Raw genomic sequence first — 12,393 nt, forward strand, 5'->3', positions numbered from 1 at the left:
TTGTGTCATCCGGCGGTCGGCGTGGCAAGCAACCAAAGGCCGAAGATCGTGTAGGCGATCATCAGCAAGGCGAGCGGCAATTGACTGAGCGCTGCGCGCGATGGCTGCCTACAGAGCCGCCAGGCAAGGCCGTGCGCGACAAGCACCGCCAGCACATGGCCGGCGATGATGACGCCGGCCTGCAAGTTCCATAGCCACCAGGCCGACTCAGCGCCGGCCACGACGCCTGCTTCGACCATCATGTTTGCGGTGCCGAACAGGTTCCAGCCAAGCGCGAACGGATCGGAGAGCGCGACCAGCGCATACTGACCGTCGACCAGAAGCACGGTGAGGTAATGCGCGACGTGATAGGCAAGCGCGATGGGCACGATCGACCAGACCAGCAGGCCGGCATTGGCGCCGAAAGAGCGGTCGTCGCCGGCAAGACGTTGGCCGAGAAAGACGGCCAGCGCGAACACTGCTGCCAGCAAGACGAAGGTGAGCGCAAGGCCGAAGCTGCCGATGCCGATCAGCGCGGTGCGGCCGGGAAATTCCAGCGGGTTGACCCCGAACAGGCCGAGCCAGAAGAAGGTTTTCGACAGTCCGTCGAAGGATACCGACGACAGCGCCAGCAACAGGAAAGCCGTGCCGCTTAGAGGCAAGGGGTCGACCGCCAGCAGCTTGGCGCCGGGCCAGCAAAGTCCGAGCCGGCCATCGACACGTTCGAATGGCGCGAAGCGGGCGACCATGGCGAAGAAGACGCTCAGGAATTCGCCGCGCTTGCTCCAGGCATCGTAGCCGAACACAAGCATGGCGATGAAGCTCGCCAGCCAGTAGAGACCGGCGGCAAAGGCGAGGTGGGCCGGGTCGTCGGGCGCGGGATCGATCAGCTCGAACCAGGCGAAGGCGAAGAACAGGACGAAGGCCGGCCAGTAGCCGAGCCAGTTGGGCAGGCGCGATCGGTTTGCATCGTCCGCAGAAAGGCCGAAGACGCGAGACGCGACACGCCACGGCCCGTACCACGGGTTGAGCCATGACCAGAGATCGCCGAGCAAGCCCTGCAGCAGGGTGAAGCCGGCCCAGAGCAGCGTCCAGATCACCAGCGGCAGCGGGTTGGAGAGCGGGTCGCGGCTGCCGAGAAAGCCGGCGGCGATGAGAAGTATGAAGCCGGCAAAGGAAATCAGGCTGACGAGGGTGCGCGGAGCGTCGCCGAAGGCGCGCAGTGTCAGGCGCCCGCGCCAGAAACGGTCGAGGACAGCGGCCGGCAGCAGCGCCAGGACGAGGAAGCTGACGGCCACGGCCAGCGCGCCGCCGGCGAGGTAGTAGCCGGTGGGGAGCAGCAGGACGTGGCCGCGGTCGGAGGCATGGGCGAAGGCGGGGGTGGGGAGGGCGAGGCTGGTGGCTAATGCGAGAACAACGCCAGCGCCGCGATCCTTCCCATCCCCCTCTGTCCTGCCGGACATCTCCCCCGCAAGGGGAGAGATCAGATGTCGCCAAGGCTTTCGCCAATTTTCGATGGCGCAGAAAGAGGCGAGGTGCCCGAAGCTGCCAATCTCCCCCCTTGCGGGGGAGATGTCCGGCAGGACAGAGGGGGGTGGGCGGGAACTCAACTTATCCGAATTCCATCTATGGCTAGCTCGGGTGAGTCAGATTCCTCTACACCTTCACCAGATGCTCCACCCTTCCCTTCTCGCCAAAGATCCTGAGATACCGTTTGATCTCCTTCTCATCCCCCGTCGCCTTGGCGGGGTTGTCCGACAGCTTCACCGCCGGCCGCCCATTGGCCTCTGTCACCTTGCAGACCAGCGAGATCGCGTCGAGGCTGTCGGTCTCCGTCGGGGCGCAGCCTTCGAAATCATTGGTGAGGTTGGTGCCCCAGCCGAAGGACATGCGCACCTTGCCGCGGAAGTGCCTGTAGGTCTCCTCGATGGTCTCGACCTCGAGGCCGTCGGAGAAGATCAGCAGCTTCTGCTTGGGGTCCTTGCCCTTCTTGCGCCACCAGTCGATGATCCTCTCGCCGCCCTCGATCGGAGGCGCGCTGTCGGGGCGGAAGCCGGTCCAGTCGGCGACCCAGTCCGGCGCGTCGCGCAGGAAGGATTCCGTGCCGAAGGCGTCGGGCAGCACGATCAGGAGATTGCCGCCGTAATAGCGCTGCCAGTCCTGCAGCACCTTGTAGGGCGACTGCCGCAACTCTGCCTCGGAATTGGCAAGGGCCGCGAACACCATCGGCAGTTCATGCGCATTGGTGCCCAAAGCCTCGAGGTCGTTGTCCATGGCCAGAAGCACGTTGGAGGTGCCGGTGAAGGCGTCGCCGATGCCTTCCTTCAGCGCCTCGACGCACCAGCGCTGCCAGAGGAAAGAGTGACGGCGTCTTGTGCCGAAGTCGGAAATACGAATGCCGGGCAGCGCCTTCAGCCGCTCCGTCTTGGCCCACATCTTGGCCTTGGCGCGGGCATAGAGCACATCGAGCGCGAACGGCCCGTAGGAACGCATCGCCGCGCGGGAGCGCAACTCGTTGATGATGGCCAAGGCCGGGATTTCCCAGAGCGTCGTGTACATCCAGGGGCCGGGGAAGGAGAGCACGTACTGGCCGTCCCGCCTGGACAGCTCGTATTCGGGCAAGCGGAAATCTTCGAGCCATGCCAGGAATTCCGGCTCGAAGATCTGCTTGCGGCCGTAGAAGGTGTTGCCGCCCAGCCAGATCATCTCCTTCTTGGAGAAACGCAAGGTGCGGGCATGGTCGAGCTGCTCGCGCAATTCTCTTTCATCGATCTCATCCGCCAGGCGCACCGAGGTTGTGCGGTTGATCAAGGTGAAGGTGGCGTCGACCTTGGGATACATGCCCCAGATCATCTGCAGCATCAGAAGTTTGTAGAAGTCGGTGTCCAGCAGGCTGCGGACGATCGGGTCCAGCTTCCAGGTGTGGTTGTAGACGCGCCGCGCTATATCGGTCTTTGCCATGCTTCCTCACCCATGAAGCATGACGCACTCAAACGCGGGCGCCATGCTTCAAGTCCTTATTCGAGCAATTCCAGATGGAAGACCGTCGTGCGGTTTTCCTGGAATTGGCTCAGCCAACTGCCTCTTAGCACCGTATTTTCCAACGCGCTCCCGGCTTTGCAAGCTGGCCCGACAAAAAGAACTATCGTCCAGCCAGCGGCGAGGCCGAATGGATTTGATTTTTCAGATGCGCTACCGGACACTCTGGCGGACAAGAGACAGGAGTATCCGGACATGGGTTACGATCGCGGCAAGCTCGAAGCGTTGCGCCGCAAATATGGCGAGAGCCATGGTGGCGAGATGTTCGACCCGAAATTCCGCAAGGTCGCCGACAAGATCTTCAACAAGTCGGGCACGCGCCTTGCCCCCTATTCCGGCATCCCGACCTTCCTCGCCGCGCCCTTCCGTGAAATTGCCGCCGAGAACCCGGATTTCGGCGACCTGCAGGTGGCGATGATCGGCGTGCCGATGGACCTCGGCGTCACCAACCGTCCTGGCTCTCGCTTCGGGCCTCGGGCGCTGCGCGCCATCGAGCGCATCGGCCCCTACAATCATGTGCTGGAATGCGCACCGACGCATGAGCTGCGCGTCGCCGATATCGGCGATACGCCGTTCCGCAGCCGCTACCGGCTGGAGATCAGCCATGAGGACATCGAAAAGCGCACCAACCAGATCGTCGATGCCGGTGTGCTGCCGCTATCGGTCGGCGGCGACCATTCGATCAGCCATCCGATCCTGAAGGCGGTCGGCAGACAAGCGCCGGTGGGCATGATCCATATCGATGCCCATTGCGACACAAGCGGGCTGTTCGACATGACCAAGTTCCACCATGGCGGACCGTTCCGCAACGCGGTGCTGGACGGCGCGCTCGATCCCACCCGCACGATCCAGATCGGCATTCGCGGCTCGGCCGAATATCTATGGGAGTTCACCTATGAGTCCGGCATGACGGTGGTGCATGCCGAAGAGGTGACCGGGCTCGGCATCCCCGCAATTATCGAGAAGGCGCGCAAAATCGTCGGTGACGGCCCGACCTACATCTCCTTCGACGTCGACAGCATCGATCCGGCCTTCGCGCCGGGCACCGGCACGCCGGAAGTAGGCGGGCTGACGACGCGCGAGGTCCTGGAGCTGCTGCGCGGCCTGAAGGGTCTCAACATCGTCGGCGGCGACGTCGTCGAGGTGGCGCCGCAATATGACGCAACCACCAACACCGCCCATGTCGGCGCCCAGGTCCTGTTCGAGATCCTGAGCCTCATGGTGTTCAGTCCGGCGATCAAGAAAGGCTGATGCCGCCAACGCAGCCGCAGGACACTCCCCAGCGGTCCTATTCTCAGTGGCTGAATGACAGCGCTGGCGCGATGCGATCGCGCCTCAGCCAGCGCGCCAGCAAAAGTGCTGCCACGACCGCCAGCCCGGACGCCAAGCCGATCCAGATGCCGACGCCGTTCAAGCCGAAGCGGAAGGCGAGCAACACGCCGAGCGGCAGGCCGACACCCCAATAGCCGATCGCCGCATAGATCATCGGCACCTTGGTGTCGTGCAGGCCGCGCAGCATGCCGGCGGCCACCGCCTGCGCGCCGTCGAAAATCTGGAACAATGCCGCGAATACCAGGAACGATACGGCAAGCGTGATCACCCTGGCGTTGGCCGGATCGCCTAGGTCGATGAAAGCGCTGATCAGCGTGTGCGGCCAGAGAACCATCACCAGACCCATCAGCGCCATGAAGGACACGCCGATGACGAAGGCGGTCCAGCCGGCGCGCGAAACCGCTTCGGAATTGCCGGCACCATGTGCCAGGCCGACCCGAACCGTGACGGCCTGGTTGAGACCGAGCGGCACCATGAAGGAGATCGAGGCGATCTGGATGGCGATGGCATGGGCGGCGAGCGAGTCCGCATCGATCAGGCCCATGAGCAGGGCCGCCGCATTGAAGATCGTAACCTCGAAGGCGAGGATGCCGGCGATCGGCAGACCGAGCCTGAGCAGACCACGGAAGCGCGGCCAGTCGGAGCGCCAGAAGCGACCGAAGAGACGATAACGGCGGAACTTCTTCTCCTTGATCACCACCGCCGCCATGCCGATGAACATCAGCGTGCTGGACAAGGTCGTGGCGAGGCCCGAGCCGGCGATGCCCATCGACTTGAGGCCGAGATTGCCGAACATGAACACCCAGTTGAAGAAGGCGTTGCAGGCGACCGCGACGAAAACGATGATCAGCGCCCAGCCCGGCCGCTCCAGTGCCGAGATGAAGGAGCGCAGCACGATGTAGCCATAGAAGGGCAGCACCGCCCATTGCAGCCAGTGCAGGTAGATGCCGGCCTCATGCGCGAGTTCCGGCTTCTGGCCCATTGCCAGCAGCACCTCTTCGCCATGCGAGAGAAAAAGCCAGATCGGGATCGAGATCAGGATCGCCAGCCACAGGCCCTGGCGCACGGTGCGGCGCAGGTCGCGGACGGAGTGGCGGTGGCGGCCGAGCTCGGTCGCCATCATCGGCGAGGTCGCCAGCATCAGGCCGAGGCCGAAGATCAGCGGCATGAAATAGAGGTTGGAGCCTAGCGCGCCGGCCGCCAGCGTATCGGGTCCGAGGCGGCCCATCATCATGACGTCGGTCGCGGTCATGGCGGTCTGGCCGAGATTGGTCAGCACCATCGGCCAGGCGAGCGCGATCGTCGCTCTGATTTCCTGACGCCAAAGGTTTTCCGGCGCGAGGGCGCCGGTTTCGATCGCAGACATTGTTCCGCTCTTTCAGAACACGGCGCGTCGGCAAAAAAGGCCGGAAGCCGTACACAATGGCGCAAAATGGCGCCATTTGCGTCGCCTTGTGAACGAAACGCGACATGTTGGCAAGGGAGGAGGCACGGTTAGCGATTGATCCAGGTGGAGCCCGGATTCCGCGGCGCCTCTTTCATTTGCCGCCCGTAGGCTGCTACGGATGCCCCTTGGCATGCGCAGCCGGCGCGCCATGGCAGGAGGAATGGATGCCGTTCAGGCGCAGAAAGAACACGGCCGCGATTCCGCGCACGGCGCCCGCCTTCGAGCACATCGTGACGGAGGCGAGCGAGAGCTTCCTGTGGCGGCTGGACGATTATCCCTGGGAGCGCAATGTCTGGAATTTCCATCCGGAATACGAGATCCACCTGCTCAGGAAATCGTCCGGCGTGGTGCTGGTCGGCGACCATATCGGCGAGTTCGGGCCGGGCTACCTGACCATCATCGGCGGCGGACTGCCGCATGACTGGGTGACGGCGGTGCAGCCGGGCGAGCTGATCGAAGGCCGCGATATCGTGCTGCAATTCGATCCTGAGCGGCTGCGCGGCTCTTCGGGATTGCTACCGGAGCTGCGCGAGTTGGAGCCGTTCCTGGAACGCTCACTGCGCGGCATGGTCTTCCATGGCCAGACCGCACTCGACGGCGCCGAGCTGATGGAACGGATGGGCGAAGTGCATGGGCTGGCGCGGTTCCGCATGTTCCTCGAGCTGCTCGACCTTCTGGCTACCACCGACGAATACCAGCTTTTGTCGTCGCCGGACTTTTCGCCGCTGCTCGATGCGGAGTCGCTCGACATCATCCAGCGCTCGCTGACCTATCTGTTCCAGCATTTCGCCGAGGATCTGAAGCTGCCCGACGTAGCGGCCTTGGCCGGCATGAGCGAGAGCACCTTCTCGCGCTTCTTCCAGAAGAACACCGGCAACTCCTTCAGCGACCACCTCGCCAAGCTGAGGCTCTGGCAGGCCTGCAAGCTGCTCGCCGATACCGAGATCCCGATCACCGAGATCTGCTTCCAGGTCGGCTACATGAACATCTCGAACTTCAACCGCGCCTTCCTGCGCAAGCACAAGATAACGCCGTCATCCTACCGCAAGCTGTCGCGGCAACGGCTGACGCTAAGGGCGTGACACAGCCGATCTCCGCCCACTTCCGGTGGTACTGATACTCGTGTGACGGGCAGACTCTGCCGGTGACATTTTTTGCGCCGCACAATGCATAAAAGTACATGTCTGCTGCAACGAGGCTTCTAGTCTCGCCTTCTCTAACTGCTCATTTTGGCGACGGGTGGCAGGTCAGACGGGCGACGGTGAGGGTCGCTAGTCGGATGACCTCCGCTGCCGCGAGTGTTCCTGGAGGAGAAAAATCAATGAAATCATATCGGCTCGCTGCCAGCCTCGGCGCAGCGTTCGTGCTTACCGCTTCCGTGTCAACGGCAGCACTTGCCCAGGCGCCCGTCTGCTCGGCGCCGGTCAAGGTGCTGGCGCAGCCGCGCGACGGCCTGACGCTTCTGGAGGACTCCAAGGACGAGTTCAAGAAGCTCTCCGGCGCCTCGTTCCAGATCGACTACCTCAACGAGAACGACCGCCGCGCCAAGTCGCGCGCCGATGCCTCCACCGTCGGCAACTACAACGTCTACTATGTCGACGAGGCCAATGTGGCGCTGTTCGCCTCGTCGGGCTGGATCGTGCCGCTGACCGACTATTATCCGGCTGACTACGACTATGCCGATTTCGATCCCGGCCGCCAGAAGGTTGCCACCTATGACGGCAAGGTCTGGTTCGCGCCGCTGACCGGCGGCGGCGACCTGATGGTCTATCGCAAGGACGTGCTCGAAGCCGCCGGCATCCAGCCACCGAAGACGCTGGACGAGCTGATCGCCGACGTGCCGAAGCTGACTAATGCCGACAAGGGCATGTACGGCATCGCGCTGCGCGGCGCGCGCGGCTCGGGCGCCAATGTCTGGCGCTGGATGCCGTTCTTCAAGGCCTATGGCGGCAAGTGGTTCGACGGCGACAAGCCGGCTTTCAATTCGGACGCCGCCGTGAAGGCGACGGAGACCTATCTCAAGCTGTTCAAGGACTCGGCCCCAGGCACGCAGACCGGCAGCTGGGATGAATCGACCGGCGCCTTCCTCTCCGGCCAGGTCGCGATCCTCGTCGAATCGACGCCGCTGTCCGGCATGGCCGTCGACCCGAAGACCTCCCAGGTGGTCGGCAAGGTCGGCTTCCTCCCGCCCCCCTCGCCGCTGCCTGGCGGCGGCTACGGCCATGGGCTCGCCATCGGCACCAAGGCCAACGCGGATGACGCGGCCAAGAAATGCGCCGGCCTGTTCATCGCCTGGGCGACGTCGAAGGAGAACGAGAAGCGTCGTCTCGATGCGCATCAGTTCGGCGAGCTGAACCGCACCAGTGTGCTCTCCAGCAAGGAATTCGCCGACATCTATGGCGCCGATCTCGGCCAGGCCCTGGCTGAAACCGGCAAGGTGACGGCGGTGAACTTCTGGCAGGATCCGCGCTGGCCTGATCTCGGCGATCGCTGGGGCATCATCCTGGAGGAACTGGTCACCGGCACGCGCACCGATATCAAGGGCGGCCTCAACGAGCTCGAGGCCTATGCCAACGATCTGGTGAAGAAGAAGTAATCCTCCCGCCCGCGGCGCGCGGTTCGCGGCATTCGAGGGAATGCCGGGATCCGCGCCGCGGGATCTTCACCAGACAGCAGCAAAAACCCGAGGAGAGGCAATGCGCCGACACTCTTCCCTGCCGGTCACATTTCTGGTTCCCACCCTCGCCATCCTGCTGGTGCTGTCGATGGTGCCGACGCTCTACGCCATCGTGATCGCGCTGCAGAACCGCGAACTGAGCGCGCAGGGCTATTCCTGGGTGTGGTTCTCGAACTTCGCCGATCTCTTCAGCGACCGCCGTTTCCTCAACGCGGTCTGGGTGTCGGTGAAATGGGAGATCGTCACCGTGGTGGCGACGATGGTGGTGGCGATCGGGCTCGGCGTGCTGATGTTCGAGGTCGCCGGCCCGCGCCTGCGCAATTTCTACTGCCTTCTGTTCATCATCCCGGTGCTTTTGCCGCGCGTCTCGGCCGCCTTCGTCTGGAAGTTCGCCTATCACCCGCTTTACGGCATCGCCACCTATCCCTACCGGCTGATCACCGGCGGGCTGATCTTCGATCCGCTGTCCAAGCCCGGCACCGCACTCTTCGCCGTCGCTTCGGTCGATGTCTGGCAGTGGGGGCTGTTCTTCGCCGTCATCGTGCTGAAGCTGCTCGAAACCTTGCCGCCGCAGCCGATCGAGGCGGCCAGGCTCGACCATGCCAGGCGCTGGCAGATCCATGCCTATGTCACTCTGCCGATGCTGAAGGCGCCGCTGATCAGCCTGATGTTCGTCAAGATGATCGAGTCGCTGCGCTCCTTCGACCTGATCTATGTGATGACGCGCGGCGGGCCCGGCGTCGCGACCGAAACGCTCGACATGTACGCCTTCTCGCAAGGCTTCATCGAATCCGGCAAGGTCTCCTACGCTTCGGCCATGGCGGTGCTGATGATGATCGCGACCGTCATCACCTTCACCATGCTTTGGAAGCGGGTGCAGGCATGAAGCAATATCGGATGAGACCCGGCCGCCTGATCGCCAAAGCCATCCTGGCGCTGGCCGGATTCCTGGCCGTGTTCCCTCTTGTCTGGACGGCGCTCAATGCGCTGAAGAACAATGTCGACATCATCACGCGGGTGCCGAAGGTGATCTTTACGCCGACGCTCGCCAATATCAGCTACATCCTTGGCCGCGACAGCGTGCTGACCGGGCTCTACAATTCCGCGGTCACCTGCGGCGCGGCGGTGCTGATCGGCATCGTGCTTGGACTGCCGGCGGCCTATGCGGTGGCACGCTATCCCAACCGCTTCGCCGGCGACATCCAGTTCTTCGTGCTTTCGCTGCGCTTCCTGCCGCCGGTGGCGGTCGCCATCCCGCTGATGGTGATCTGGCTGCAGGTCGGCCTCTACGACACGCTTCCCGCGCTGATCGTCACCTACTCGCTGCTCACCATCTCGGTGATCATGTGGCTTGCGATCCCCGCCTTCCAGGGCGTGCCGAAGGAGATCGAGGAGGCGGCCTTCGTCGACGGCTACGGCGCCTATTCGGTGTTCTGGCGGATCGCGCTTCCTGTCGCGGCGCGCTCGCTGATCGGCGCCATCGCCTTCAGCTTCGTGCTGGTCTGGAACGAGTTCCTGATTGCGCTGATGCTGTCGAGCTCCAACGCCAAGACGCTGCCGATCGTGGCTTCCGAGCTGTCGCAGCAAGGCATGAACGTGCCGTGGGGCATCCTCAACGCCTCGGTCGTGCTCCTGTCGCTGCCGCCGCTGCTGTTCCTCGGTGTTTTGAGCGGCTTCCTGAATTCCGTCTTCCGGCAAAAGAAAAGTTGAAGTGAGGATACCCGATGCGGGCACTGGTGCTTGAGAAAAAAGGCGAACTGTCGCTGCGCGAGATCGCGCTGCCGCAAGACGTTGGACCGGACGATGTCAGGATCGCCATCCATACGGTCGGCGTCTGCGGCAGCGACGTGCATTACTACACGCATGGCGCGATCGGCAGCTATATCGTGCGCCAGCCGATGGTGCTCGGCCATGAGGCCTCGGGCACGATCGTCGAGGCGGGCGCCAATGTGACGAACCTGAAGGTCGGTGACCGCGTCTGCATGGAACCCGGTGTGCCTAATCTTTCATCGCGTGCGACGAAGCTTGGCATCTACAATGTCGACCCGGATGTCCGCTTCTGGGCAACGCCGCCGGTGCATGGGGTGCTGGCACCTTTCGCCGTTCATCCGGCAGCCTTCACCTACAAGCTGCCGGACAATGTCTCCTTCGCCGAGGGCGCGATGGTCGAGCCCTTCGCCATCGGCATGCAGGCGGCGGCGCGCGCCCGTATCGTGCCGGGCGACGTCGCCGTCGTCGTCGGCTGCGGCCCGATCGGCATCATGATCGCGCTCGCCGCGCTGGCGGGCGGCTGTTCCAAGGTGCTGATCTCGGACTTCTCCGCGCCGAAGCTTGAGATCGCCGGCCAGTATCCGGGCATCGTGCCGGTCAATGTCGGCGAGCAGTCGCTGGTCGACGCTGTGCGGAGCGCGACGGACAATTGGGGCGCCGATATCGTATTCGAGGCGAGCGGCAGCCCGAAGGCCTTCGCCAATTTGTTCGACATCGTGCGGCCGGGCGGCGCGGTGGTGCTGGTCGGGCTGCCGGTGGAAACGGTCGAGCTCAACGTTCCGGCGGCCATCTCCAAGGAAGTGCGCATCGAGACCGTGTTCCGCTATGCCAACATCTTCGACCGCGCTTTGCAGCTGATCGCCTCCGGCAAGGTCGATCTCAAGCCGCTGATCACCGGCACCTATGATTTCTCCGAAAGCATCAAGGCGTTCGAGCGCGCGGCGCAAGGCAGACCGCAGGACGTCAAGCTGCAGATCCTGCTGACCGGCGAGAAGGGATAAGGCATGTCCGCCATCGTTTGCTCCCATGTCGACAAGGCCTATGGCGCCACGACCGTCATCCGCGATCTCAACCTCGCGATCGAGGAGCATGAGTTCGTTGTGTTCCTGGGGCCGTCCGGCTGCGGCAAGTCCACGCTTCTGAGGATGCTGGCCGGACTGGAGGATATCAGCGGCGGCGAGGTGTCGATCGGCGGCAAGGTGGTGAACGATCTCGAGCCGGGCGACCGCGGCATCGCCATGGTGTTCCAGAATTATGCGCTCTATCCGCATATGACGATCTTCGACAACATCGCCTTCGGGCTGAAGCGGCAGAAGGTGCCGGCGGCCGAGATAAGGAAGCGCGTCGAGGCCGTTTCCAGGACGCTCGGGCTGGAGCCCTATCTCGGCCGCAAGCCGACGGAGCTTTCCGGCGGCCAGCAGCAGCGCGTGGCGATCGCGCGCGCCATGATCAAGACGCCGAAAGTCTTTCTCTTCGACGAGCCGCTCTCCAATCTCGACGCCAAGCTCCGCAACCATATGCGCGTCGAGATCGCCAGGCTGCACCAGTCGCTGAAGACCACCACCGTCTATGTCACGCACGACCAGCTCGAAGCGATGACGCTGGCCGACCGGATCGTGCTTTTGAAGGACGGCGTGATCGAGCAGATCGGCTCGCCGGCGGAGATCTATCGGCGCCCCGGCAACCAGTTCGTGGCCGGTTTCATCGGCACGCCGAACATGAACTTCATCGAGGCCACGGTCGGCCGCAAGGGCGATGGCTGGACGCTGACCGGCGCCGGAACGGTGCTATCGCTGGAGGGCGGCGACTTCCATCTGCAGCACGGCGATCGGGTCGTGCTCGGCATCCGGCCTCCGGATATGAAGACGGCAAACGGAGGCGCAGGCAACATCCTTCAAGGCACCGCGGATCTCATCGAATTCCACGGCAATGACGCGCTGGTGACGTTCGGCTCCGGCGGCAAGGAGATCTGCGCGCTGGTGCCGGCCCGCGAATGCCCGGAGTTGCGCGCGCCTGTGCGCTACAGCTTCGAGGAAGAGAGCATCCATCTGTTCGACGCCGAGACCGGCAAGTCGCTCCGCAAACAATAGAGCAATTCCAGGAAAAGTGCGACACGGTTTTCCGTCCGGAATTGCGTGAAACAAGAGAT

General features: G+C 63.6%; 10 protein-coding genes. 7 read left to right on the top strand and 3 right to left on the bottom strand.

The window, feature by feature from the left end; translation table 11 throughout:
* Window positions 1-5 precede the first annotated feature (5 nt).
* Both P9272_RS12975 and pncB read right to left on the bottom strand, forming a co-directional pair.
* A complete protein-coding gene (locus P9272_RS12975; RefSeq protein ID WP_278160851.1) occupies window positions 6-1,442 on the bottom strand; it encodes a hypothetical protein in 1,437 nt (478 codons plus the stop codon).
* Window positions 1,443-1,635: 193 nt separating this feature from the next.
* The gene (gene pncB / locus P9272_RS12980) at window positions 1,636-2,940 is read right to left on the bottom strand and encodes a nicotinate phosphoribosyltransferase (protein ID WP_128260941.1); all 1,305 of its coding nucleotides are present in this window, start codon (window positions 2,938-2,940) and stop codon (window positions 1,636-1,638) included.
* A 273-nt stretch (window positions 2,941-3,213) separates the two neighbouring features.
* Here pncB and speB point away from each other — a divergent pair, with 273 nt between their 5' ends.
* A complete protein-coding gene (gene speB / locus P9272_RS12985) occupies window positions 3,214-4,269 on the top strand; it encodes an agmatinase (RefSeq protein ID WP_278160852.1) in 1,056 nt (351 codons plus the stop codon).
* A 43-nt stretch (window positions 4,270-4,312) separates the two neighbouring features.
* Here the strand turns inward: speB and P9272_RS12990 are convergent, their stop codons facing one another.
* Window positions 4,313-5,716, bottom strand: a complete 1,404-nt coding sequence (locus tag P9272_RS12990) for an MATE family efflux transporter (protein ID WP_128260943.1) — start codon at window positions 5,714-5,716, stop codon at window positions 4,313-4,315.
* 245 nt (window positions 5,717-5,961) lie between these two features.
* Here P9272_RS12990 and P9272_RS12995 point away from each other — a divergent pair, with 245 nt between their 5' ends.
* The 6 genes from P9272_RS12995 (at window position 5,962) to ugpC (ending at window position 12,334) form a co-directional block, all read left to right on the top strand.
* Entirely contained in the window at window positions 5,962-6,879 is a 918-nt protein-coding gene (locus P9272_RS12995; protein ID WP_128260944.1) for an AraC family transcriptional regulator, read from the top strand.
* A 239-nt stretch (window positions 6,880-7,118) separates the two neighbouring features.
* Window positions 7,119-8,393 (top strand): extracellular solute-binding protein, encoded by a 1,275-nt coding sequence (locus P9272_RS13000; RefSeq protein ID WP_278160853.1) that lies wholly within the window; start codon window positions 7,119-7,121, stop codon window positions 8,391-8,393.
* Window positions 8,394-8,493: 100 nt separating this feature from the next.
* Window positions 8,494-9,360, top strand: coding sequence for a sugar ABC transporter permease (locus P9272_RS13005; RefSeq protein ID WP_128260946.1), 867 nt, complete (start codon window positions 8,494-8,496; stop codon window positions 9,358-9,360).
* Between the two features lie 11 nt (window positions 9,361-9,371).
* The gene (locus tag P9272_RS13010) at window positions 9,372-10,184 is read left to right on the top strand and encodes a carbohydrate ABC transporter permease (RefSeq protein ID WP_128260983.1); all 813 of its coding nucleotides are present in this window, start codon (window positions 9,372-9,374) and stop codon (window positions 10,182-10,184) included.
* A 14-nt stretch (window positions 10,185-10,198) separates the two neighbouring features.
* The gene (locus tag P9272_RS13015; RefSeq protein ID WP_278160854.1) at window positions 10,199-11,245 is read left to right on the top strand and encodes an NAD(P)-dependent alcohol dehydrogenase; all 1,047 of its coding nucleotides are present in this window, start codon (window positions 10,199-10,201) and stop codon (window positions 11,243-11,245) included.
* 3 nt (window positions 11,246-11,248) lie between these two features.
* Window positions 11,249-12,334 (top strand): sn-glycerol-3-phosphate ABC transporter ATP-binding protein UgpC, encoded by a 1,086-nt coding sequence (ugpC, locus tag P9272_RS13020; RefSeq protein WP_278160855.1) that lies wholly within the window; start codon window positions 11,249-11,251, stop codon window positions 12,332-12,334.
* The last annotated feature ends 59 nt before the right edge of the window (window positions 12,335-12,393 follow it).

It is taken from the genome of Mesorhizobium sp. WSM4976 (genome assembly GCF_029625685.1).
Classification (GTDB): Bacteria; Pseudomonadota; Alphaproteobacteria; order Rhizobiales; family Rhizobiaceae; genus Mesorhizobium.

Coding starts and splice junctions, on each gene's coding strand:
- pncB (WP_128260941.1), bottom strand. CDS start 2,940: ATGGCAAAGACCGATATAGCGCGGCGCGTCTACAACCACACCTGGAAG.
- P9272_RS12975 (WP_278160851.1), bottom strand. CDS start 1,442: ATGTCCGGCAGGACAGAGGGGGATGGGAAGGATCGCGGCGCTGGCGTT.
- P9272_RS13000 (WP_278160853.1), top strand. CDS start 7,119: ATGAAATCATATCGGCTCGCTGCCAGCCTCGGCGCAGCGTTCGTGCTT.
- P9272_RS13005 (WP_128260946.1), top strand. CDS start 8,494: ATGCGCCGACACTCTTCCCTGCCGGTCACATTTCTGGTTCCCACCCTC.
- ugpC (WP_278160855.1), top strand. CDS start 11,249: ATGTCCGCCATCGTTTGCTCCCATGTCGACAAGGCCTATGGCGCCACG.
- speB (WP_278160852.1), top strand. CDS start 3,214: ATGGGTTACGATCGCGGCAAGCTCGAAGCGTTGCGCCGCAAATATGGC.
- P9272_RS12990 (WP_128260943.1), bottom strand. CDS start 5,716: ATGTCTGCGATCGAAACCGGCGCCCTCGCGCCGGAAAACCTTTGGCGT.
- P9272_RS12995 (WP_128260944.1), top strand. CDS start 5,962: ATGCCGTTCAGGCGCAGAAAGAACACGGCCGCGATTCCGCGCACGGCG.
- P9272_RS13015 (WP_278160854.1), top strand. CDS start 10,199: ATGCGGGCACTGGTGCTTGAGAAAAAAGGCGAACTGTCGCTGCGCGAG.
- P9272_RS13010 (WP_128260983.1), top strand. CDS start 9,372: ATGAGACCCGGCCGCCTGATCGCCAAAGCCATCCTGGCGCTGGCCGGA.